Raw genomic sequence first — 23,207 nt, 5'->3', positions numbered from 1 at the left:
CCCATCATGAAGATCATTCTCGGTCTGGCCGCCGCGAGCATGATCGCCGGCGTATCCGCGCCGGCCGCCGCCGCACCGTATGGCTTTTATAATTCGCGCATCGATTTCACCCATGCCCCGACGGGCTACGAGGTGACCGGTCGCAGCACCGCCGGCGGCGTGCTTTTGCTGAAGGGCGAAAACCCCGACACGGGCAAGACGTTCGACCTGCGCGTTTCGCGCAAGGGCCACATCACCGGCACATGGGAAGGCGCGGCGGTCGATCGCTGGGTCGGCGGCGAGGAAGCCCCCCGGCTGCTCGCCCAGCGCGATTTCAACTAAACATCGGCATCATGACAAAAGGCCTTGCCGGCACACCGGCAGGGCCTTTTTCGCGTTTCCAGGCATCGCGCGACGTTGACCTCCGCCGCCGCCTTGTGGCAAGCGGGCGCAGCCTCGGGGCGCGGGTGTAGCTCAATGGTAGAGCAGAAGCCTTCCAAGCTTACGACGAGGGTTCGATTCCCTTCACCCGCTCCAGCGCTACGCCTTCGCCGCTTCCCGCAGCGGATAAAGTTCGACGTTCTCACGTCGAATGCGGAGGTCGAGTGCTTCGATGAGCGCCCACGTCGCGGTCTGGAAGGCCTCCCATTCGCTCGTGATGCGGTCTTCGCTCCATTCGAGCATGTAGGCGTTGAAGTCGGCGGCGAGCCCGCCCATTTCGCGCTGGAAGTTGAGCGCGAGCGCGGAGACCCGCGGCGAGCTATCCCGGACCAAGGCAGGATAGAGCCATTTGTCTTCAACCGCGAGGTGCGCGATCAGCACACGCGCAAGCCGCCAGCGGCACTTCGCGACCTCCAGACGGTCGCGCGCGATCACAGCATTGATCAGCGCCTCGGACATTTCCCCGATCTCGTCGTGCTGCTTGCGGAGCGTCTGTGTATCCATGCGCCTGCCCTTTTCGCGGCGCAGCATCGGCGAGACTCGTTGCGATCGGCTTAATGCGTTCGCTCAGGCGGGCTGCGTGCGTGGCAGCACGACGGGAAGGTAGAGCGACAAATAGGCGCAGGTGGCGCGCCCGGCCTCGTCGGTGAACGCCTCGGTGATGAAGCCGTGCCGGATCACCGAAAGCCCGAAGAACAGATCGGCGATCTCGATGGCGCGAAAGAATATTTCCGGCGTGTCTGCAAGCTCGGGAAGCTCGAAACTCCGGGAGATCTGGTCTTTCAGCAGCCCAGCGATGGCGAAGTCGTTCTGCCGGTCCTTCAGCTTGATCGCGGAGGGGGTCTTGGGGCCGATCAGCAGTTGCATGGCGTCCCGGTTCGCGTTGAAGAATGCCGCGCCACGGTCCACGAAGCGGGTGACAGCCTGTCGCCAGTCCACGCAGTCCGCCGCCGAAACGCTATCGAGATCCTTGAGGATTTCGGTTTCCATGTCGCTCGCCGCCGCCTCGAAGACGTCAAGCACGTGGGAGAAGAAATGGTAGGCGGAGCTTTTGGGGATTCCGGCCGCGTCCGCCACGTCCGTCAGCGAGATCTCGTCGATCTCGCGTTCGCGCAGCAGTTTGCGGCTCGCCTCGACCAGAATCGCCCGGCGTGTGCGCCCCCGCTCCTGTGTCCGTCTCCCCGATCCGCTCACGCGCCGCCTGTCTATGCTGCCAACCTGGCCCATTGCCCCGATCCTGCGTTCACTCATTGATCCACAGCGTCAAGTCAATTCGAATTTAATCCGGTTAACATTCCAACATTGCCCCCTTTTTGCCCACTTTGATGCGCGTTTCGCAACTTTACAAATCGAATTGATTCGAAATATAGTGCCCGAAACGACGCGAATTGCGTTTCAGGGAGGGGAAAACCACATGCGCAGGAATCCACTTATCCGTCCGTCGCTGAGAATCGTCTTGCTTGCAGGTGCCGCATTCGCGCCTGCCGTGGCCTCGGCACAGGAAACGGCCGTCTTTGACGATGCGATCGTCGTCACCGCGCAGAAGCGCGAGCAGAAGCTGCAGGACATTGGCCTCTCGGTTTCCGCCGTCGGCGGCGCGGCGCTTGATGCGATGGGCCGACAGGACGTGACCGCGCTCGCCGGACAGGTGCCGAGCCTTCAGGTCTCGCAGTACAGCCCGACGATCACGGTGTTCAACATCCGCGGCGTTTCGCAGAACGACTTCGCCGATTCGCAGGAAGCGCCGATCGCTTTCTACAACGACGAGGTTTATGTGAGCGCGCTCGGCGCGATCAGCGGACAGATGTTCGATCTGGAGCGTGTCGAGATTCTGCGCGGCCCGCAGGGGACGCTCTTCGGCCGCAACGCCACCGGCGGCCTCGTGCAGGCGATCACCAAGAAACCGACGAGCACATTCGAAGGCTTCGGCACACTCACCGTCGGCAGCTATGGACAGATCGCAACCGAAGGCGCGGTGAGCGGCCCGCTCTCTGACACCGTCCGCGCGCGCCTCGCGCTCACCACGAACCATCACGGCGGCTATATCGAGAACCGTATCGGCAGGGATATCGGCAACTCCCGCTTCTTCGGCGGACGCTTGCAGGTGGAGGCCGATGTCGGCACCAACGGGACGCTACTCGTGAAGCTGCAGGGCCTGCGCAACAAGGACGAGACGAGCGGCGGCCCCTACACACACGTCGGTGCGGGCTTCAACGAAGATGGTCTCGGCTATGCGCTCGGCCCGAACGAGGATTTCTGGGGAACCTGCGGCGGGTGTGATGCCTTCGGTTATCGCGATTCCGACGACGACCCCTTTACGGGCGATTTCGATCGCAACGGCTATTTCGACCGCAAGTTCTGGAGCGTGACGGCCCGTTACGAACATGATTTCGGCGGCATGCAACTCACCTCGCTCACGGATTATCAGGATCTGAAAAAGCGGTATGCCGAAGACAGCGACATGTCTCCGCTGCCGATCTTCCATTATGATACCGCTCAAGACCTTTATCAGCTGTCGCAGGAATTGCGTCTTTCAGGCGAGAGTGACCGCCTGACATGGCTCGGCGGTATCTACGGCCTGAAAATCAAGACCGAAAACGCCTACCAGATCGATGGCAGCGCGATCCTCGGCTTCATCGAGAATTACGGCGGCACGCAGAAGACTGATTCCATCGCGGTGTTCGGTCAGGCCGAATACAAGGCAAGCGATCAGATCAGCCTCATCATCGGCGGCCGCTACAGCTGGGATTGGAAGAAATACGATTATGCGCACGCCGAAAACGGCGTCACCGATTTCGTGTTCAATTCGTCCACGAACCCCGATCTTGCGAAGCAGACATTCAAGAACTGGTCAGGCAAGATCGAGCTCGACTATCGCCCGGTCGACGATGTCCTGCTCTATGTGAGCGCCAATCGCGGCACCAAGAGCGGCGGCTTCGGCATCCAGGCGTTCGCGCCCATCGACCCCACGACGTTGCCCTACGACCAGGAAGTGCTCACCAATTACGAGGGCGGTTTCAAGGCGGAGTTCGCAGACCGCATGGTCACGTTGAACGGCTCCGTCTTCCATTACGATTACAAGGACTATCAGGCCTTCTCGCTTGATGGACTCTCGCAGTTCGTCACCAATCGCCCGGCGAAGGTCACAGGCTTCGAAGGCGAGCTGATCTTGCGGCCCGCAACCGGCCTGATGCTGTCGGCGTTCTTTGCGCACCTCGACACCAAGGTGAAGAACATCAGGCTCCCCGCCGGCCGCGTCACCGACCGAGAGATGCCGCAGGCCCCGGAATGGAGCGTCGGCGGCATGCTACGCTACGCCGTCCCCGTCGGCCCGGGTTCGCTGGCGTTCCAGACGGACTGGAAATACGACAGCAAACAGTATTTCTCGACGTTCAACGCGCCCATCGATCTTGAAGATTCGCACCTTGTCGGCAACGTCCGCGTGTCCTTCACGACGGAGGATGATCGCTGGGTTATTGCAGCGTTCGCCAACAACGTGACGGACAAGGAGTACCGCATCTACAATCTGGATCTCGGCGCCGTGCTCGGCCTTTCGAACCAGACCTATGCGCGTCCGCGCTGGATCGGCGGCAGCGTCACTTACAACTTCTGATATCCCGCGGGAGGGACACGACATTGATGCGTTCAAGTGTAAGGTTGGCGGGGACAGGGCTGGCTGCGTTTGCCGTGTTTGCATCGCTTCCGGCATATGCCGGGGGCGATGCCGCCGCAGGCGCCGCCGTGTTCAAGCGCTGTGCGATGTGCCATTCGGTGGACCCCGGCAAGAAAACGGCCATGGGCCCAAACCTGTCAGGCCTTGTTGGCCGCAAGGCGGGTACGGGAGAATTCAATTATTCGCCCGCCATGAAGGGCTCCGGCATCGTCTGGACGCCGGACACGCTCGACGCCTTCCTTCTGAAGCCCGCCGCGACCGTCAAGGGCACGCGCATGGCCTTCGCGGGCCTGCACAAGCCCGAGGATCGCGCCAACGTCATCGCCTATCTCGCCACGCGGAAATAGCCTGACCCGCCGGAGGACCGACATGCAAACACTCACCGCCTTCACCGCGCTCTGCCTCGCCACCGTTGCGGCGCCCGCAGCCGCGCAGCTCCAGCCCGAAGAGTTGATGCAGGAAACACTTGCCGAGGTGATGCAGCCGCACTGGGTGTGGGTGAACGACGTTTCGTTCGACCGTATGCTCGATGGCCGCGCCTATCTTCTCGATGCCGACAGCGGCCAGATGCTTGGCATGATCAGCGGCGGCTACGGCCACGGCTCGCTTCTCCTCGCCGAGGACGGCAAGACGTTCGGCGTGCCTTCGATCCATCTGTCGCGCGGCGTGCGCGGCGAGCGCACCGATGTCGTGACGTTCTACAAAACCTCGGACCTCAAGGCTGGACCCGAAGCCATCATTCCGCCGAAGCGTTTCAGCGGCATTCCCTTCATCTCGTCGGCGCCGGTGATGCCGGGCGGTCGGTTCGCGGTGCTTTACAATTTCACGCCCGAACAGTCCGTCACGGTCGTCGACATGCAGGCGCAGAAGACCGTCGGCGAATTCATGACGTCGGGGTGCGGCCTTATCTTCCCGACGGGGCCGTCAAAGTTCTTTCTGATCTGCGGCGACGGCGCGCTGCAGGCCGCAACGCTTGATGCCGAAGGCAAGGTTACGCTCGGCAAGACCTCGAAGAAGCTCTTCGCGGATGACGATCCCGTTACCGAGAAGGGCGTATGGACCGGCAAGCAGTGGTTGTTCTTCACGCCCACCGGCAAGGTGCACGTGATCGACCACACGAAGGATGTGCCCACGCTCGCGAAGACATGGTCGCTGACGACCCCTGCCGAAGCGGGCTGGCGTCCGGGCGCGCTGCAGACTGCGGCGTACCACAGCGCCACGGGGCGCCTTTACGTGCTGATGCACGAGGGCGGGGTCAACACGCATAAGGATCCCGGCACCGAGATCTGGGTGTATGACGCCGCGAAACAAAAGCGCGTTCAGCGCATTCCGCTTGATGGCATGGCGCTCTCCGTCGCCGTCAGCCAGGATGCAAAGCCGCTCCTCTACACCACCATGCCCGGAGAGACCGATTTCAAGGTACGCGACGCCATGACCGGCGAATTCATCCGCAAGATCGAAGGGCTCGGCGATTTCATGACGATCATCCAGCCCTCACCGGTAACCGGCCAGTGACAGGAATGGATATCCTCCCTGTTCTGGTGGCGGACGTGCTTCTGGGCGGCATGTTCCTGCTTTCGGGAGGTACCAAGCTCAGGGATTTGCCGAACTTTATCGGAACGCTCGGCAACTATCAGCTTCTGCCGGCGGCACTTGTCCGCCCGGCAGGTGCGATGATCGCCCTCGCCGAACTCGCCCTTGGCGCAGCGGCGATCATCGCCATTCCTCTCGGCAGCCAGATTGCGATGCTCGGCATCGCCGCGCTGCTCTTCGCCTATGCCGCCGCGATGGGCATCAACATCGCGCGCGGGCGTGATCATATCGATTGCGGCTGCCTTGGCTTCGGCGCGGCGCAGGCAACGCTCGGTTGGGAACTCGTTTCCCGCAATATCGCGCTTGGCACGATCGCCTTCGCAGTGTTCGCGCTTCCCGTCAGCATCCGCCCGCTCGGCGCGATCGACTGGATTTCGGGCATCGGCGCAATCGCGGCGTTCGCGCTGCTCTATCTCGGGTTCGGACAGTTCAGCGCGGTGCGGCTGCGCGGAAAGGCGGTGGTGAGATGAACGAGGTTTTTCTGGCAGCATTCGCGCTGCAATGGGTCGCCATCGCGGCCCTCGCGTTGATGATGGTTGGCCTTTTGCGCCAGGTCGGCATGCTCCACGAACGGCTGGGACCGGTCGGGGCGCTGACGCTTTCGGGCGGCGCCAAGGTCGGTGAGATAGCGCCTGCGTTCGAGCTGCCGAGCATCACCGGCGGCGATGTGCGCGTTGGCGGCATTGCTGCTGATGGGCGTTCGACGCTCGTCTTCTTCCTCTCTCCCACCTGCCCAGTGTGCAAATCGATGCTGCCGGTGCTGCTGTCGGTCTCGCGCGAGAACGCCGCCACCACGCGTCTCGTGTTCGCAAGCGACGGCGACGAAGCCGCGCAAATGAAGATGATCCTCCAGCAGAAGCTGGGTGATTATCCGTTCGTCCTTTCCACCGATCTCGGCCGTGCGCACGGTGTCGGCAAGCTGCCCTACGCGGTGCTGCTCGGCCCAGACGGCCGCGTTGCCTCGAAGGGGCTCGTCAACAACCGCGAGCATGTCGAAAGTCTGTTCGAAGCCGAGCGGACGGGCATCGCCTCGATTCAAGACTATATGGCGCGCCGCGAGGCGAGTGCTGCAACCACAGGAGCTGCCCAATGACCAACAGGCTCGACAGGATCATGGAGCGGCTGAGCCGCACGGCCGCGCGCGGGATGTCGCGCCGCAGCTTCTTCGGCCGCGCGAGCGCCTTCGGCATTGCCGCCGCATCGATGCCGCTCCTCCCCGTCTCGCGCGCGAACGCCGCGCAGCAGCCGGGTGAAAGCGGCGATCCACAGTCATGCGATTACTGGCGCTACTGCGCGATCGATGGATTCCTTTGCTCCTGCTGCGGCGGCAGCACCTCGTCGTGCCCGCCGGGCACAGAACCTTCGCCGATCACCTGGGTCGGCACCTGCCGCAATCCCGTGGATGGCAAGGATTATGTGATCTCCTACAACGATTGCTGCGGCAAATCCGCGTGCGGCCGCTGCATGTGCAACCGCAATGAAGGCGACACGCCCGTGCACCAGCCCGCGGGTTCGAACGACATCAACTGGTGCCTCGGCACCGAGGTGGGCGTCGTCTACAATTGCTCGACCGCCGTCGTGCTCGGCGCCGCCGACTAGCGATGCGTCTGGTTGCCCTCCCCGTGCTGCTGTGCGTCGCTGCCGTGGCGGCGCACGCCGGCGGCGTTGCGCCCAATCTCTCCCGCAACGGCCGCTCTGCGCACGTCAATTACATGACCGAGTGCCAGGGGTGCCACTTGCCGGACGGCAGCGGTCAGAAGGGCAGCGTCCCCTCGATGAAGGCCGAGCTTCACCGGTTCCTGACCGTGGAGGGTGGGCGCGAATTCCTCGTGCAGGTTCCGGGCTCAGCGAATTCAAAGCTCAGCGACGCCGATCTCGCCGCCCTGCTCAATTGGCTGATCCCGAAGATGGGCGGCACGGCGGCGGACGGCTTCCAGCCCTACACGCCTGAGGAGATCGCGACATATCGGTCGCAGCGCCTCGTCGATGTCACGGGAACGCGCGCGGCGCTCGTCGCGAAATTCGATCAGCCGGAAACGTCGAGCGTCAACTGATAAAGCGCCGCACAGTCGGCGCCGCATCCGCTGGCGCCGGTCCGCGCCTCAATCCCCTGCACCGCCGCTTTCGCCTCTGCATCCGACGCCGCTGAAAGCTCGAACACCACGAGTTCGTCCAGCACCGCGACCGGCTCATGCATGAGCACGTTGTAGACCCGGTACGGCGTCGCACCCATCGCCAGCCCAGCGTTCACGATCGCCCGCAACGCCTTTTCGGTCATGCCCTTCGAACGGTGCAGGTAGAGGTGCGTCGGCTTTCCCGCGCGCTCACTCCGCGCAGCATTGCCTTCACGCTTGTAGTAGATGCGCTCGGTCACCTTGATGAGATCGGTGCCGCGCCCAAGCTGATCCATACGCCAGCTCGCCATCAGCATCGCGATGATTGTCTTGTCCATGTCGGACGATGCAATCGTGTAGAGCGCGACATACGGCCTCGGCTCGCTGCCCACGGCGTGCCCGCGCCGCGCGCGATCGTATCCCGGCACGGCGAGCACGTCGGGAATATCGATCTCGTTGTACCAGTGCTCGAACTCGGCCGCGCGCGCCGGATCGGTATTCTGCGACTTCACCATCATCAGCCACTCACTGCCGATCGCTGCGGACGGCAGCGAAAGCAGCGCCGCCGCGATGGCTGCGCGCAGCAAGGTCATTTGAGGTCCGCGACCAGTCGTTCGACCCATTGCCTGTGAAATTCCGTTGCCTCCGGCCCCGGCTGCCAGCCGAGCGCCATTTCGAGCACAGGATCAGCCACCGCCGTCCGCTCGCCGCTCAGCGCCTCCAGCACCGCGTGCCCGCAGAACGGCACGTAGGCCTCCGCATAACCGCCCTCGTGAACGACAACGAGGCGACCACCGCACAAGCGGTTCGCGGCATCCACCATCATCTGCGTGAGCGTGCGGTAACTTTCGCTGTGCAGCAGCATACGCGCCAGCGGATCGACGCTGTTCGCATCGAGCCCGCACGCAACAATGATCAGTTCCGGCTGGAATTTTTCGAGCGCCGGAAGCACCAGCGCCTCGAACGCGTGCACATAGATATCGTGGCCACCGCCCGCCGGCAGCGGAATGTTGAGGTTGTAGCCGAGCCCCTTGCCCTCGCCGCGATCCTCCGCGCCGCTGTATCCGGGCGGGAAGCAGCGATCCTGATGCACCGAGATCGTCAACACGTCGTCGCGGTCGTAGAAGATCGACTGTGTGCCGTTTCCGTGGTGGACGTCCCAGTCCACCACCGCGACGCGTGAGATACCATGCCGCGCCTTCGCCGCCTCGATCGCGATCGGAATGTTCGCGAGCAGGCAGAAACCCATAGACATGTCGGCAAGGCAGTGGTGCCCCGCCGGGCGGCACAGCGCATAGGCATTGTCGACCTTGCCGGAGAGCACGTCGTCGACCGCCGAGATGGCAAGCCCGGACGAGATCATCGCGATCTCGAAGCCGCCCTTGCTGAACGGCGCAAGGTGCCCGATATCGCCGCCGCCCGCGTCACTCGTCGCCTTGAAGCGATCGATGTAATCGCGCGGGTGCACGCGGCACACATCCTCCACCGTCGCCGGTGTCGACTCCGCCATCACCAGCTTCCGCGTCAGACCGGAGGCGTTCGCGAGGTTGAGCAGGCGCCGCTTGGAATCGGGCGTGTCCGCGCCCGCCGTCCCGCCCGGCGGCTGCACCCAGTCGCCGACCGGCAGGAAAAGCGCCTGCATTCCGGTTGCGTGCCAGAAGGTGCGTTCGTCGGTGTAGAACCCGGTGCGCGGCATGGCTTTTCCTCTCAGTTCGCGGTCAGCTTGGGCGGATTCGCCGCATCATATACCTTCTCGCCGTCGATGAACGTCATCTGCACCTTGGTCGCATGAACTTCGGTGACCGGCACCTTCCACGGGTTCTTTTCGGTGACGATGATGTCGGCGCGCATCCCCGGCTCGATCGACCCGACGATATCGCGCGTACCCATCAGCGCGGCCCCATTCTCCGTGAAAATGCGGAACGCTTCGTCGAGTGTAACACGTTCGTCGGGCGCGACCATCGTGCCGCCGCCGCCCGGCGCCTGCCGCGTCACCATCGTCTCGATCGCGAGCCACGGATTGACCGACGGCACCACCGACCAGTCAGACCCCGCGACGACATTTGCGCCGGTGTCGAGAGCTTCCTTGATCGGGATCACGCGCATCATCATCTCGTCGCCCACGGCACGGCGCATATCAACGTCGGTGATCGGCGTCGGATACCAGATGTAGGGCGAGAATTCCCATGTCAGGTGCAGGTCGCGAACACGCGGAATGTCGGCAGGGTCGGCAAATGTCGTGTGGCCGACATCGTGCGCCGAGCCGCCCCAACCGTTCACCTTTCGCGCATATTCGGCCGAAGAAATCGCCGAACGCACGGCGCCGTCGCCGACGGCATGGAACTTCACGTGCAGCCCCATACGATCGAACTTCGCCACCGCTTCATCGAGCGTCGGCTGCGGGATCAGCAATATGCCCTTGTTGGTGGGATCAGTGTTCGAAACGCCCTTGTAGGGTTCGAGCATCGCGGCGGTGTGGCTTTCCAGCGGCACGCCGTCCATGAAGATTTTTACGCAATCCGTCTTGAAACGCGGCTTCGCATAGGCGGCGCGCGTTTCGATCAGGCGTTCGCCGATGGCATCGCCCGGCGCCCACACGATGCAACCGCGCACGCGCTGCTTGAGGAGGCCCTCGCCCGAAAGATCGGACATCGTCTTCATGTTGCTGTCGCGGACTGTCGCCTCGGTATAGGAGGTGATCCCGTAGGAGAGCATCTGCGCTGTCGAGAGCATCAGCGCCTTGCGATTCATCTCCTCGGTCGGCGGGGGCATAATCGCTTCGATGAGGTTCGTCGCGGTTTCGCGGAACACGCCGGTCGGATTGCCCTTCGCATCGCGATCGATGATGCCGCCTGCCGGGTCTTTCGTATCACGCGTCACGCCCGCGAGTTCGAGCGCCTTCGAATTCGCCCAGATGCTGTGATGCGATTCGTCCGAAAGAACCACGGGATTGTTGGGGGCGACCTTGTCGAGGAAGGCGCGCGTCTGCTCGCCCTTCTTGAACGCCGCACCGACCCAGTTGCCGCCAGTAATCCAGTCGCCGGGCTTCGCGGCTTTTGCACATTCCTTCACGCGCGCCGCGATCGCGGCAGGCTTCGCGCCATAGCCGAAGCTGCACGAAAACTTTTCGAGTCCCGCGAAATGGCTGTGCACGTGCATGTCGTGAAGGCCGGGCAGCACCGCCGCCCCCTTCAGATCGACGACGACCGAATTCGGCCCGCGATACGCCTCTGTGGCCTTCGCATCACCCACCGCGACGATCACCCCGTTCCGGATCGCAAGCGCCTGCGCCCAGCCGGCCGGTGTCCGCACGTCACCGTTCAGCAGGATCGTGTCCGCCGGCGCTTCCGAAGCCGCCGCGCTGCCGATCACCGACAAGGCCAGCACACTCCCCGCAATCGTTTTCAGCATTCCCTGTCTCCCCTGCTTGCTCATTAAAGTGTCGAGAAATTTTCGGTCTGTTCGCGAAGGTCGCGCAGGATGGTTTCCAGCTCGGCCTTGCGCTCCGGCAGCATCGCCTTGCCCGCGGGCGTCAGTACGCGCGGCGGTACGTTCGCGAGATTGGCCTCCAGAAACTTCGCCATGTCTGGCCCTTCGGGCTTGCCGCCCTGCGCATCAACGAGCGCCATCACGCGCGCGACGCCAACCGCACCAAGCCAGTCGAGCGCATCCGCATCATGCAGATAGAGCGCCTCCGGCGTTTTCGGCTCACGGTCGTACATGTGCGTGCGGATCGCCTCGCGCACAGCATCCAGCTTGCGCATCGGAAAGCCGCTGTCCTTCAGGATCGTATCGACGATCGCGGCTGCGCGGTCGGCATGGTCCGTGGCTTGCTCCTCCCATTTCGGAAACGCCGCCATGTCGTGGAGATACGCCGCTGCGAACATTACGTCGTCATCCAGCCGAACGCCGTCCGCACGCGCAAGCTGCTGCGCCAACACATAATCGCGCACGCTGTGCGAATAGCCCCACGCCGGATTGCGGAATTCCTTTGCGGAAAGTTCACGCACCTTCGCGCGCCATGCCGCCTCCGCGGGATGCCCCACACTCGAAGGGCGGCCGGGAACGTGCTCCATGGCGCTGTATTTCAGGAAGAAGTCGGCCTGTTTGTAACCCGGGTAGAGCGCGATCATCTTCCCCATCGCTTCTTCCGGCGATTTGGAGGCTGCGGTCACGGCGAGGAAATCGTCGATGTAGCGCACCGACGGATCGAAGATGCGCATGTCGCTGGGATCACCGTGACCGGGATAGATTTTAGGCGCCTGCTTCGCGTAGCGCGCCTTCAGCGCCACGAGTTCGGCGCGCCAGTTCTTCAGATCCTCGCGGCTGATGTCGTCGCCCATCCAGAAATGGACGCCGTTGTAGCCGAAATCGGAAAGGAACAGCGCGTTGAGATCGGGGCTGTAGACCGTGGTGATATAAGGCGTTTCCGCGCGCATGTAGTCGGTGGAAAATTCCAGGCTACCGCCGCCGACCATCTCCAGCGTCGGCGCGTTCAGCACTTCGATGTTGCGCTCATAATCGAAGCCGCTTGGATGCTCCGGCGTTTTCGGCTTCAGTGCCGGATCGAGCGGTGGTTCCGCACCGGTCTCGCCGCCGGTATCCATGTAAATCGCGTAGCGCTTGATGTCCGCCTTGATGTCCTCGTTGGCGACGACGATCTTCGCGTCCGGGAATTCTTCGCGAAACACCGCCATGCCAGTGAAATGGTCGGTATGGCCGTGGCTGATGAGGATATGCGTCAGCGGCAGCTTCATCGCCTTGATCATGGCGGCAAGCTTTCGCGCCTCGTTCGCCTTGCGCTGCACGTCCATCACCACGAGCGACGTGCCGTTCGAGAACACGAACGAATTCACCGTGGCGAAATCGCCCTTGTAGACCGAGACCGTCTCGACCCGATCAGCCTGTGCCGGCGATGCTGCAATGGCTGCAATCAGCGTCAAGGCGAACGCCGCTTTCATCGGGCGTCCGCCTTGGCGCGATCGAACACGACTTCACCGTCAATGTAGGTTTTCTGCACCTTGATCGTGTGGATGTCGGTTGCCGGAATCCGGAACGGGTTCTTGTCGATCACGATGAAGTCGGCGCGCTTGCCGGCTTCGATGGTGCCGAGGTCCTTGTCGAGCCCGAGGCGCGTTGCGGCGTTGATCGTGAACATGCGGATCGCCTGTTCCAGCGTGATCGCCTGCCCGGCGCCGAACGTCCGCGCGCTGCCGCCCGGGTTTTGCCGCGTGATCGCCGTCTCGATACCGATCCAGGGATCAGGCGCGGGGACGACGGCCCAGTCGGACCCGGCGATCACGAGCGCACCGGCTTCGAAACCGTCTTTTATGGGCCAGACCCGTTCGATACGCCGCGCGCCGACCGCAGTGGTGATGTCGTCGTTGATCGGCTGCGGATCCCACAGATAGGGCGAATATTCGATCGCGCTGTTCAGCGCCTTCGGGCGCGGCAGGTCGGCGGGATCGACGAACGTCGAATGACCAACCTGATGGATCGGGCCGTCATTGCCGTTCTGCGCGCGCGCAAAGGCGATGGCATCGAGCGACGCGCGCACGGCCGCGTCCCCCGCCGCGTGAAACAGCACGTTGAGCCCGAGCTTGTCCCATTTCGCCATCATCGGATGCAGCTTCGCGGGGTCGAACAACAACAGCCCGCGCGCCGGCGCATTCGGCTGCCCCGCCTCATAATCCTCCAGCATCGCGCCGGTGTGGCTTTCGGTCGGCACGCCGTCCGCGAAGACCTTGATGCACGTGGGTTTGAAGCGCTCGCGCGTATATTCGGGTATCGCAGCGATCGTTGCGTCCAGATCAGGGTTCGGATGCCCGGCGTGGCTGTAGGCGATGCACGCCTGCACATGCTGCTTCAGCTCGCCCTTGTCGGCGAGCGCGGCGTAAACCGCGAGATCATCGCGAAACGCCATCGCCTCGACATAGCCAGTGATCCCAAACGACAGCAGGTAATCGAGGTTTTTCTTCAGCTCCGCCTGCGTTCTTTCGGCAGGCTGCGGCGGAAGGTGGCGCAGCACGAGATTGCGTGCCGTCTCGCGCAACACGCCTGTCGGTAGCCCTGCGGCGTCGCGCTCGATGATGCCGCCTTCGGGATTGGGCGTGTCCTTCGTGATGCCCGCAATGGCGAGTGCCTTCGAATTCACCCACAGGCTGTGGCCGCTCACGTCGAACAGCATCACGGGATTATCGGGCGATACCGCGTCGAGTGTCGCGGCCGTGATCGGCGTGCCTGCGAGCACGGAGGCCTGCCACTGGCCGCCCGCAACCCATTCGTCCTTGGCGGCGGCCTTCACACAGGCGCCGACCCCGGCGAGGAGTTCGGCGGCGGGGAGATCGGGCGAAATACTGCAGCGCCCTTCGCCGCCTTTCGCCTGCAGCACAGGATGCACGTGCATGTCGTAGAGGCCGGGGAGCACGGTGCGACTGCCGAGATCGACTTCGCGCGCGCCTCTCGCGGCCTTGCGCACATCCTCGTCGTTCCCGACCGCGACGATGCGCCCGTCCTTCACTGCGAACGCGTTCTTCCACCCTGAAGGCGTGTAGACCTGCGCGTTCCGATAAATGGTCACCGGCGAGGCCGCATGGGCGGCAGTGGCAAGCATGGCTACACCGGCTGCGAGCAAAGCTTGCCGAACCTTCACCGACCCTCGAACCATGCCATTCTCCCTAAAAATGACCGCCTGCTATTCTGCTCCGGCCGCTGCCGCGCGATCGAACACGACCTCGCCGTCGATGTATGTCTTCTGCACCGCGATCGTATGAATCTCCGTTGCCGGAATCCGGAACGGATTCTTATCAATCACGATGAAATCGGCGCGCTTGCCCGCTTCGATCGTGCCAAGCTCCTTGTCGAGGCCGAGGCGCGTCGCGGCATTGATCGTGAACATGCGGATCGCCTGATCCAGTGTGATCGCCTGCGCTGCGCCGAACGTCCGCGCGCTGCCGCCCGGGTTCTGCCGCGTAATCGCCGTCTCGATGCCGAGCCAGGGATCGGGCGCGGGCACCACGATCCAATCGGACCCGGCGATTACGAGCGCACCTGAGTCGAATCCGTCCTTGATCGGCCACACGCGCGAGATGCGCGGCTCGCCGACGGCCTTGGTGATATCGTCGCTGATCGGCTGCGGGTCCCACAGATAGGGCGAATATTCGAACGCGGCATTCAGCGCCTTCGCGCGCGGCAGGTCCGCCGGATCGACGAACGTGAGGTGCCCGACCTGGTGCATCGGGCCGCCGTACCCGTTCTGCTTGCGTGCATAATCGACGGCATCGAGCGATGCACGCACCGCCCAGTCTCCGGCAGCATGGAACAGAACCGTAAGGCCGAGCTTGTCCCATTTGGCCATTTGCGGGTTCAGCGCTTCGGGATCGAACAGCAACAAGCCCTTCGCAGGCGCATTCGGCTGCCCCGCCTGATACGCCTGCAGCATCGCACCCGTGTGGCTATCCGTCGGTACACCGTCGGCAAAGACCTTGATGCACGTCGGCTTGAAGCGCTCGCGCGTGTATTTCGGAATATCGGCAATAGTTGCGTCGAGTTCGGAATTCCCGTGCCCGGCCATGCTGGAGGCGATGCACGCCTGCACATGCTGTTTCAGTTCGCCCTTGTCGGCGAGATCGGCGTAGATCGCCAGATCCTCGCGCATGGCGGCGGCCTCGACGAAACCGGTGATCCCGTAGGAGAGCAGATGGTCGAGGCTTTTCCCGAGCAGGCGTTTCGTTTCCTCGGCAGGTTGCGGGGGTATGTGCCGCGTCACCAATTCGCTCGCCGACTCCCGAAGAAGACCCGTGGGGTTCCCGTCCGCATCACGCTCGATAATGCCGCCTTCGGGATTGGGCGTATCCTTCGTGATGCCCGCCACAGCGAGCGCTTTCGAATTCGCCCAGAGCGAATGGCCGCTGATATCGACGAGTGTGACGGGATTGTCCGGAGACACGGCATCAAGCGTCTGCGCATTCATGGGACCATCAGTGATGCTGGACGCCTGCCATTGGCCGCCTGTCAGCCATTCGCCGGGAGATTTCGTTTTCACGCAGCCCGCGATGGCGTTCTGAATCTGCTTCGCGCCGGCTTCCTGCGGAAGCTTGCAGCTGCCCGTGTAACCCCGGGCGTCGAGCACCGGGTGCACGTGCATGTCAAAAAGGCCGGGCAGAACCGTGCGCTTGCCGAGATCGACGGCATGCGCCGCGCCTGCGGTCTTCCGGATATCCGCGTCGCTGCCCACGGCAACAATACGGCCGTCGCGCACGGCGAAGGCCGTTTGCCAACCGCTCGGGGTATAGACCTGGGCGTTGTAGTAAATCGTGGTGGGCGACGCGGCGAATGCCGTCGATGCAAGACCGGCAAGACAAGCTGCAACCAGAATTCTCGCATGCCGCCTGTGAATCGAAACCATCGCACTCCCCACCCTCAAACCATTTCGGGAAGGCCGCAGCTGCACCTGCAACTGCGGCCCTTCGTTTCCCTAGAACCGGTACGCTGCCGTCACGCCGAACGTGCGCGGACGCACGATGTTCGAACGATAGATCGTCGCGTTGTTGTTGTCGCGCGCCCGGCGGCTGGACCACACCGCCTGATCGAGCACGTTGTTCGCGAACATCGACAGGTCGATGCCGTTCAGGCGGTAACCCGCGCGCAGCGACAGCGCCCGGATCGCCGGAGCGTTGCTGAGCGTCGGATCGACACCGCCGTTGCGCGGATCGAGGCCCGGGGTCAGGCTCGACTGGTGCGCGCGATAGTCGAAGTCGGCGCGCAGATACGCATCGTCTTCCTCACGCAGCGAGAACTCGTGCTGCGCGTGCACCGAAACCGTCCACGGCGGCGTGGTGACATGGTTGCCTTCCGTCACCAGCGGCACCGTGGCGAGCGGACCGCCGAAGAACGTGTCGAGGAACTTGGCGTTGGTGTAGCCGACTTCCGCTTGCAGCGTGAAATCGTCCGTCACGCGGTAATCGAGCTGCAAGTCGAAGCCGCGGCTCCGCGCCGAACCAAGGTTCGCCGTGAACTGGAACCCGCAGCCGCCGAGGCCGACCACCTGCTGGATGTTCTTCCAGTCGATCTGGTAGACGCTGCCCTGCACGCTGAGACGCCCGCCGAGCGTGCGGCTCTTCACGCCCGCCTCGTAGCTCCACACGGAGTCCGACTTGTACGTCTCGGGGCGTCCGTCCGGATAGCCGAGCGGATCGAGATCACTCGCTTGGCACGGCACGCCGACCTGCGGATTGTAACCGCCGGGGCGGAAACCCTTGGATGCAGAGGCGTAGATCATGTTGGCGGGATCGACCTGGAATTCGACACCGAATTTCGGTGTGAACGGCTTCTCCTTCTGCGTACCGATGTCGGTCACCGGCGGCCCGACGACGGGGCCCTGCGCGAACGAATTGATGTTGAACTTGGTCTGGCCGTAGCGCAGGCCCACGGTCAGCGTCAGCTGATCCATCGGCTTGAAGTTCACCTGACCGAACGCCGCGATCTGCGTGTCCTTCGAAGTCGTCGACTGATCGTAGATGAGACGACCGTCGACGAGCGGCGGGAAGAACGGAATCAGGAACGGCGCGTATTCGAACAGGAAGCGATCTTCCACCTGCTGGATCGATAGCTGCTTCGCTTTCTGGTAGAAGCCGCCGATCACCCAGGTAAGCGCCGAATCCGTGTTCGCGGACTGCAGGCGAACTTCGCCCGTGGTGATCTTCTGCGTGTTCACGAAATCGCTGAAGCCCTCCTGATCCGGGAAGATCGGCAGCGTAATGCCCGTGAACAGGCTCTGGTCGAACAGCGTGTAATCCGAACGGAACGTCTGCTTGCGATCGAAATACGATCCGATCGCGGTGAGATCGACAGCACCGAACGAATACTGCACGTTCAGCGTCGGCAGATAGAAGCGGTCGCGGCCCGATTCCTGCACGCGGTTGCCGTTCAGGAACACGCCGTTGTCATAGTCGGAAAACTGCGCGTCCGGCACGGTGAAATCGGCGCGGACATTGTCCCACGACTCCGGGCTGTCGTTGGTGTAGATCTTCTGATACGTGATCGACGGCGTGATGCGGAGTTCCGGTACCGGAGACCAAGTGAAGGCGACGCGGCCGACATAGGAATTCTGGTAGTTCGCGTCGTCGTCGACCACGCCCTTATCTTCGAAGCGGACACGGTCGATGAAGCCGCCGTCGCGGCGGTAATAGCCGCTCACGCGCATCCCGAGCTTGTCCTCCACGAGCGGCACGCCGTAGGCGACACCGGCTTCATAGCTGGGGCCGCCGTTTTCGGTGAGCGCGGCTTCGGCGCGTACATAGCCGGAAGAGCGCGTCAGGCTCGGCTGCGGCGAGATGAAGCGGATCGTGCCGCCCTGCGAACCCGCGCCGAACAGCGTGCCCTGCGGGCCGCGCAGCACCTCGACACGTTCCAGATCGAAGATCACTGGATAGGCGTTGCCGCCGCTGTAACCGAGCGAACGAATCTGGATCGGCGTGTCGTCGATGTAGACGCCCGTGGTCGCTGCACCTGCGGTCGAATTGATGCCGCGGATTGAGATGTTCGTCGTCGTGTTCGTCGCTTCGAAAACGACACCCGGCGTCTGCCGGATCACGTCCGCGAATTCGCGCACGCCGCGGCTATCGAGTGTTTCCTGCGAAAAGGCGCTGACGCTGAGCGGCACCTTGCTGATCGCCTGCGACTGGCGCGTCGCGGTGACGACGATGTCTTCGAAACCGCCGACGACCTCGGTGTTATCGGTGGCGGCCTGTTCGCCGCTCTGCGCGAATGCAGCGGCGGGCAGAATCAGTGCCGCGATCGCGACAGATGATTTCGCCAGAGTGCGGATCGTTTCTCGTTTCATCATTACCCCCTTCTGTCTGTTTTGCTGGATGACGAATTGCGCTTGCTCAGGAACTCAATGTTCTCTTGTCGATGACTCTGCTTGCCTTGCCCTGGGATCGTGGCAGCGATCCTGCGGGTTGAACCTCGATCTTCACGCTGATGCCGACCATGGTCTTGATGCGGTGGGCGAGCGTGTAGGCGTGCTCGGCGTGGGTTGCCGCGTCGGTGTCTTCGCGGGCCTCGACCGAGAGGCGGACCATGTCCATCCGGTCCGGGCGGGTCAGCTCGATCATGAAGTGCGGCGCGAGTGCGGGCACCGACAGGATGTGCTCCTCGATCTGGCTCGGGAACACGTTCACGCCCCGGATGATCATCATGTCGTCGCTGCGGCCCGTGATCTTCGCCATGCGCCGCATGCTGCGCGCCGTGCCGGGGAGAAGCCGCGTCAGGTCGCGCGTGCGGTAGCGGATGATCGGCATCGCCTCCTTGGTGAGCGAGGTGAACACAAGCTCGCCCTCCTCGCCATCCGGAAGCACGTCGCCCGTCTCCGGGTCGATCACCTCGGGGTAGAAATGATCCTCCCAGATCGTAAGCCCGTCCTTCGTCTCCACGCACTCCTGCGCCACGCCCGGGCCCATCACCTCGGAGAGGCCGTAGATGTCGACGGCATCGATCGCGAACGCGCTCTCGATCTCGGCGCGCATCGCCTCGGTCCACGGCTCGGCGCCGAAGATGCCCGTCTTCAGCGAGCTTCTCGCCGGGTCGATGCCCTGCCGCCGGAACTCGTCGAGGATCGCCAGCATGTAGCTTGGCGTCACCATGATGATCTCAGGCGCGAAGTCGGTGATCAGCTGCACCTGCTTCTCGGTCTGCCCGCCCGACATCGGGATCACCGTGCAGCCCAGCGCCTCAGCCCCGTAGTGCGCGCCAAGCCCGCCGGTGAAGAGGCCATAGCCGTAAGCGACATGCACCTTCATCCCCGGCCGCCCACCCGCCGCATGGATCGAGCGCGCGACGAGGCCCGACCATGTCGCGATGTCCGCCTTGGTGTAGCCGACCACCGTCGCCTTTCCCGTCGTCCCCGACGAGGCGTGGATGCGCGAGAGCTTCTCCTGCGGCACCGCGAAGAAGCCGAACGGATACGCATCGCGCAAATCCGCCTTCGTCGTGAACGGGAACTTCGCGAGATCACTCAGCGACTTCAGGTCGTCAGGATGCACGCCCGCCGCGTCGAACTTCGCCCGGTATGCAGGGTTCCCCGCATACGCATGGGCAAGGCTCGCCCGCAGGCGCTCCAACTGCAACGCCGATATCTCGTCCCGGCTCGCCGTCTCAATCGGATTAAGGCCGATTCCGCTCACTGATGGATAACCTGCACAGTCGTGAACTCGGCAAGGCCGAGCGCACCGAATTCGACGCCGATGCCCGATTGCTTCACCCCGCCGAAGGGCGCGTCCGGACGGACCATGCTGTGGTTGTTGATCCACGCACTGCCGCATTCGAGCCGGCTCGCAAGCGCGGCCGCCTTCTCCATGTCGCCCGACCACACCGAACCGCCGAGACCGCTCGGGTTGTCGTTCGCGCGCACCAATACATCCTCGACGTCGCTATAGCGGATCACCGGCAGCGCCGGACCGAACTGTTCCTCGTCGACGATGGCCATGCCGTCCTTCGCCTCGGCGAGGATCGTCACCGGATAGAACAGGCCTTCGCCTTCCATCGGTGCGCCGCCGCACAGCGCCTGCGCGCCATCCGCGATCGCCGCATCAACGAGCGAGCGCACACGATCGAACTGCATCCGGTTCTGCACCGTGCCGAGCACGCTGTCCGCATTTCGCCCGTCGCCGACCTTCACGTTCGCTGCATAGGCGACGAGCCGCTTGCACACCTCATCGTAGATCGAATCGTGCACGTACAGCCGCTTGATCGCCGCGCAGGTTTGGCCGTTGTTGATGAACGCGCCCCAGAACAGTTTCTCGGTCGCCGCATCGAGATCGGTATCGGGCAGCACGATCGCCGCGTCGTTGCCGCCGAGCTCCAGCGTCAACCGCTTCAGCGTATCCGCCGCGCTCGCCATCACGCGCTTGCCCGTCCGCGTGGATCCGGTGAACACGATCTTGTCGATCCCGGGGTGTACGGACATCGCCTGCCCGATCTCGTCCTCACCCGCCACCGCATTCAGCACGCCCGGCGGCAGCGCCGCCTGCAGCAGCTCGGCGAGCCGCAGCGTTGCGATCGGCGTGTAGGGCGAAGGCTTCAGCACCACGGTGTTGCCCGCGCGGATCGCCGGCATGATATGCCAGATCGCGATCATCACCGGAAAATTCCACGGCGTGATCGAACCGACAACGCCGATCGGCTTCCGATGCAGCGTCACCTTGCCGGCATCATCGTCCTGGATCGTTTCCACGGGCAGGTCGAGGCCGGCGGTGTACCGCGTCCATGCCGCCGCGCCGCCGATCTCCCACTGCGAGCCCATGCCGCCAAGCGGCTTGCCCTGCTCCAGCGTCACGAGTTCGGCAATCTCCGCCGCGTTTGCCTCGATGATGTCCGCCATCGCGTTCACCGCCGCCTTGCGCTCTGCATCCGGCGTTGCTGCCCAGCCCGGGAAGGCGCGCCGCGCCGCCGCGACCGCCGCATCCAGATCGGCCGCCGTCGCTGCGGGACACCGCGCAAACACCGACCCATCCGCCGGGTTGATCACGTCAAAATGACGGCTGGCCTCAATAGACCGACCATCAATCACGAAATTATAGCTTTGAGGCATTCAAACGTTCCCGGAGCATTGGATACGGATGCGCGCGTCCACGATCGGCGCCTTGCAGCGGCGCCGTTCAGGAACTCGAACATTAACCCGTATATCTTCGAGTTAATTTTTCATTTGTCTAATGCGTCGCGACTTGAAACTGTGCCTCGCCACATGCACTTGATATAATAATTCAGGAAAAATATGATGTTATGCGCGCCCTGCCCGCCGTGCACTCATCCCCGTCCCTCATTCGCATGTAAATCGAATTTCTTCGACTATTGATGAAAACAGGGGGGTTGTCAACAGGCCGAAAACGATGGAAACGGGGCAGATGATCACCAACGTGAAAAGCAGGCCGCCCGCGCGAAAGGCGACACAGGCGCGCGGCCGGGTCCGGCGCGCCGAACTCCTCGAAGCGGCACGCGCCATGCTCGATACGCAGAACATTGATCAGATCGGTATGATCGCGGTTGCCGAGGTCGCAGGCATCCCGGCCTCATCGGCCTATCATTTCTTCCCCGAGATCGGCGATCTCTGGAAAGAGCTGGTGCGCACGATTGCCATTGTGCAGGCCGCCGAAGACCTGATGCTTCCCGAGGTCGACGAGTGGGAAACGCTCATCGAACTGTCGCTTGTGCATCACCAGAAAGCCTTCAACAGCAACCGCGCAGCGCGCCAGCTGATGCTCGGGCCTCACACCCCGCCGGAAATCAAGAACGCGGGCTGCAAGGAAGATTTTCGGTTTGGCACCGCGCTCTGGACGGCGGTGCGCCGGCAGTTTGTTCTCCCCGGCCTCGCCGATTCACGCGAGCTGTTCTTCAAGGCGCTGCTGATTTCCGACGTGTTCTTCTCCCTCTCGGTCGCTGATCGCGATTACGTCACCGACGAAGCGGTCGCCGAAGCGAAGCTCGCGATGACCTCGTACCTGCGCGCCTACCTGCCGACCCGGCTTGCGCGCGCGGGGGAAACCGACGCAGCCGCCTAGGCAGGCATCCCGCTCACCGGAACGGGCGTCGCCTTCATCTGCTCCATCGAGAAGGTGGAGCTGACGTCCGACAGCCCGGGCACCTCGCTGATCAGCCGCTGATAGACGCCGTCGTAGTGCTGGATATCGCGCACCAGCATCTTCAGCAGATAATCGACATCGCCGCTCATCCGGTGGCATTCCACGATCTCGGGGATCGCGCGGATCGCCGCGGCGAACCGTTCGAGCCACGCCTTGTCGTGTGCCGAGATGCGGATCGACACGAACACCGTCATCGAAAGGCCCAGCGCGGGCGCGTTCACCACGGCGACGCGGCGCTCGATGATTCCGGCCTCCTCCATCTGCCGGATGCGGCGCCAGCACGGATTCGCCGACAGCGCGACCCGCTCCCCGATCTCCTGGATCGAGAGCGTTGCGTCGCGTTGCAGGATTTCAAGGATCGCCCTGTCTTTGGAATCGAGTTTCATAGCTTCAGGATATCCGAGTTTTTTGTTCCAAAAAACCTCTAGCCCGCACAGGCCCGGCGTTGAACCATTTTCTATAAGCGCTGCAATGTTTTCTTTTTTGCATTGTCTACTTTTTCACTTGAATATATTCTCTACTGATTAAGTGGAGATATTGAATGGAGTACATCACCGTTATCCGGGCCACCACATGACCGGAGCCACACCCCCGCCCGTCACGTCGACTGAGGAGGCTCTACAAACCATCCGCGAAGCGCTCGGGCGCCTTCGCTACGGCACGATCACGCTCACCGTTCACGATGCGCGGATCGTCCAGCTCGATATCACCGAGAAGCGCCGCTTCCCGGCCTAAACCGTATCCACCCACCAGGTACCGACCGGACCA

Annotated in this window: 22 protein-coding genes and 1 tRNA gene; 11 read left to right on the top strand and 12 right to left on the bottom strand. The window is 63.2% G+C overall.

Translation table 11 applies throughout. The features are described 5' to 3' along the window. Positions 1 to 6 precede the first annotated feature (6 nt). Together AAC014_RS14350 and AAC014_RS14345 are read left to right on the top strand one after the other, a co-directional pair. On the top strand, positions 7 to 321 hold the full coding sequence (locus AAC014_RS14350) for a hypothetical protein (protein WP_339709656.1): 315 nt from the start codon (positions 7 to 9) through the stop codon (positions 319 to 321). Positions 322 to 442: 121 nt separating this feature from the next. Further along, positions 443 to 516: transfer RNA gene (locus AAC014_RS14345), tRNA-Gly, on the top strand. 3 nt (positions 517 to 519) lie between these two features. Here the strand turns inward: AAC014_RS14345 and AAC014_RS14340 are convergent. Then, positions 520 to 924 carry a hemerythrin domain-containing protein gene (locus tag AAC014_RS14340; RefSeq protein ID WP_339709653.1) on the bottom strand — a complete coding sequence of 135 codons (405 nt, stop codon included), beginning with the start codon at positions 922 to 924 and terminating at the stop codon, positions 520 to 522. Between the two features lie 63 nt (positions 925 to 987). After that, the gene (locus tag AAC014_RS14335; RefSeq protein ID WP_339709650.1) at positions 988 to 1,647 is read right to left on the bottom strand and encodes a TetR/AcrR family transcriptional regulator; all 660 of its coding nucleotides are present in this window, start codon (positions 1,645 to 1,647) and stop codon (positions 988 to 990) included. A 187-nt stretch (positions 1,648 to 1,834) separates the two neighbouring features. On the opposite strand from AAC014_RS14335, the gene AAC014_RS14330 reads away from it, so the two are divergent. Genes AAC014_RS14330 through AAC014_RS14300 form a run of 7 tightly spaced genes read left to right on the top strand, consistent with a single transcriptional unit; the run spans position 1,835 to position 7,740 of the window. Continuing rightward, the gene (locus AAC014_RS14330; protein WP_339709647.1) at positions 1,835 to 4,033 is read left to right on the top strand and encodes a TonB-dependent receptor; all 2,199 of its coding nucleotides are present in this window, start codon (positions 1,835 to 1,837) and stop codon (positions 4,031 to 4,033) included. A 26-nt stretch (positions 4,034 to 4,059) separates the two neighbouring features. Next, on the top strand, positions 4,060 to 4,440 hold the full coding sequence (locus tag AAC014_RS14325) for a cytochrome c family protein (protein ID WP_339709644.1): 381 nt from the start codon (positions 4,060 to 4,062) through the stop codon (positions 4,438 to 4,440). A gap of 22 nt (positions 4,441 to 4,462) precedes the next feature. Next, a complete protein-coding gene (locus AAC014_RS14320) occupies positions 4,463 to 5,608 on the top strand; it encodes an amine dehydrogenase large subunit (protein ID WP_339709641.1) in 1,146 nt (381 codons plus the stop codon). Positions 5,609 to 5,613: 5 nt separating this feature from the next. After that, positions 5,614 to 6,156 carry a MauE/DoxX family redox-associated membrane protein gene (locus tag AAC014_RS14315; protein ID WP_339709638.1) on the top strand — a complete coding sequence of 181 codons (543 nt, stop codon included), beginning with the start codon at positions 5,614 to 5,616 and terminating at the stop codon, positions 6,154 to 6,156. Continuing rightward, positions 6,153 to 6,779, top strand: coding sequence for a methylamine dehydrogenase accessory protein MauD (gene mauD, locus AAC014_RS14310; RefSeq protein WP_339709635.1), 627 nt, complete (start codon positions 6,153 to 6,155; stop codon positions 6,777 to 6,779). Before AAC014_RS14315 ends, mauD begins: the two co-directional genes overlap by 4 nt. Next, positions 6,776 to 7,285, top strand: a complete 510-nt coding sequence (locus AAC014_RS14305; protein ID WP_339709632.1) for a methylamine dehydrogenase light chain — start codon at positions 6,776 to 6,778, stop codon at positions 7,283 to 7,285. Before mauD ends, AAC014_RS14305 begins: the two co-directional genes overlap by 4 nt. Before the next feature lie 2 nt (positions 7,286 to 7,287). After that, positions 7,288 to 7,740: a cytochrome C gene (locus AAC014_RS14300; protein WP_121050539.1), complete on the top strand. Its 453-nt coding sequence runs from the start codon at positions 7,288 to 7,290 to the stop codon at positions 7,738 to 7,740. Here the strand turns inward: AAC014_RS14300 and AAC014_RS14295 are convergent. From AAC014_RS14295 to AAC014_RS14255, 9 genes are all read right to left on the bottom strand, one after another. Next, complete coding sequence (locus tag AAC014_RS14295; RefSeq protein ID WP_339709626.1) at positions 7,713 to 8,393, bottom strand: hypothetical protein; 681 nt, start codon at positions 8,391 to 8,393, stop codon at positions 7,713 to 7,715. The two genes, AAC014_RS14300 and AAC014_RS14295, sit on opposite strands and share 28 nt — an antisense overlap. Next, positions 8,390 to 9,496, bottom strand: coding sequence for a class II histone deacetylase (locus AAC014_RS14290; protein ID WP_339709623.1), 1,107 nt, complete (start codon positions 9,494 to 9,496; stop codon positions 8,390 to 8,392). Before AAC014_RS14290 ends, AAC014_RS14295 begins: the two co-directional genes overlap by 4 nt. A gap of 11 nt (positions 9,497 to 9,507) precedes the next feature. Then, on the bottom strand, positions 9,508 to 11,211 hold the full coding sequence (locus AAC014_RS14285; protein ID WP_339709620.1) for an amidohydrolase: 1,704 nt from the start codon (positions 11,209 to 11,211) through the stop codon (positions 9,508 to 9,510). A 23-nt stretch (positions 11,212 to 11,234) separates the two neighbouring features. Further along, complete coding sequence (locus AAC014_RS14280) at positions 11,235 to 12,761, bottom strand: HD domain-containing protein (protein WP_339709617.1); 1,527 nt, start codon at positions 12,759 to 12,761, stop codon at positions 11,235 to 11,237. Then, complete coding sequence (locus tag AAC014_RS14275; RefSeq protein WP_339709614.1) at positions 12,758 to 14,467, bottom strand: amidohydrolase; 1,710 nt, start codon at positions 14,465 to 14,467, stop codon at positions 12,758 to 12,760. The genes AAC014_RS14280 and AAC014_RS14275 overlap by 4 nt, the downstream gene beginning before the upstream one ends. Before the next feature lie 27 nt (positions 14,468 to 14,494). After that, positions 14,495 to 16,207 (bottom strand): amidohydrolase, encoded by a 1,713-nt coding sequence (locus tag AAC014_RS14270; protein ID WP_339709611.1) that lies wholly within the window; start codon positions 16,205 to 16,207, stop codon positions 14,495 to 14,497. Positions 16,208 to 16,276: 69 nt separating this feature from the next. Continuing rightward, entirely contained in the window at positions 16,277 to 18,643 is a 2,367-nt protein-coding gene (locus AAC014_RS14265; protein ID WP_339709608.1) for a TonB-dependent receptor, read from the bottom strand. A gap of 46 nt (positions 18,644 to 18,689) precedes the next feature. Beyond that, the gene (gene paaK / locus AAC014_RS14260; RefSeq protein WP_339709605.1) at positions 18,690 to 19,985 is read right to left on the bottom strand and encodes a phenylacetate--CoA ligase PaaK; all 1,296 of its coding nucleotides are present in this window, start codon (positions 19,983 to 19,985) and stop codon (positions 18,690 to 18,692) included. Continuing rightward, positions 19,982 to 21,391: an aldehyde dehydrogenase family protein gene (locus AAC014_RS14255; RefSeq protein WP_339709602.1), complete on the bottom strand. Its 1,410-nt coding sequence runs from the start codon at positions 21,389 to 21,391 to the stop codon at positions 19,982 to 19,984. Before AAC014_RS14255 ends, paaK begins: the two co-directional genes overlap by 4 nt. Positions 21,392 to 21,704: 313 nt before the next feature. Between AAC014_RS14255 and AAC014_RS14250 the strand changes: the two genes are divergently transcribed. Then, positions 21,705 to 22,358, top strand: coding sequence for a TetR/AcrR family transcriptional regulator (locus AAC014_RS14250; RefSeq protein ID WP_339709599.1), 654 nt, complete (start codon positions 21,705 to 21,707; stop codon positions 22,356 to 22,358). Here AAC014_RS14250 and AAC014_RS14245 read toward each other — a convergent pair. Further along, complete coding sequence (locus tag AAC014_RS14245; RefSeq protein ID WP_339709596.1) at positions 22,355 to 22,825, bottom strand: Lrp/AsnC family transcriptional regulator; 471 nt, start codon at positions 22,823 to 22,825, stop codon at positions 22,355 to 22,357. The two genes, AAC014_RS14250 and AAC014_RS14245, sit on opposite strands and share 4 nt — an antisense overlap. Positions 22,826 to 23,012: 187 nt before the next feature. Between AAC014_RS14245 and AAC014_RS14240 the strand changes: the two genes are divergently transcribed. Next, entirely contained in the window at positions 23,013 to 23,174 is a 162-nt protein-coding gene (locus AAC014_RS14240; RefSeq protein ID WP_339709593.1) for a YezD family protein, read from the top strand. Positions 23,175 to 23,207 lie beyond the last annotated feature (33 nt).

It is taken from the genome of uncultured Sphingosinicella sp., assembly GCF_963974575.1.
GTDB lineage: Bacteria > Pseudomonadota > Alphaproteobacteria > Sphingomonadales > Sphingomonadaceae > Sphingosinicella.
This window is presented reverse-complemented; position numbering and strand designations above follow the sequence as displayed.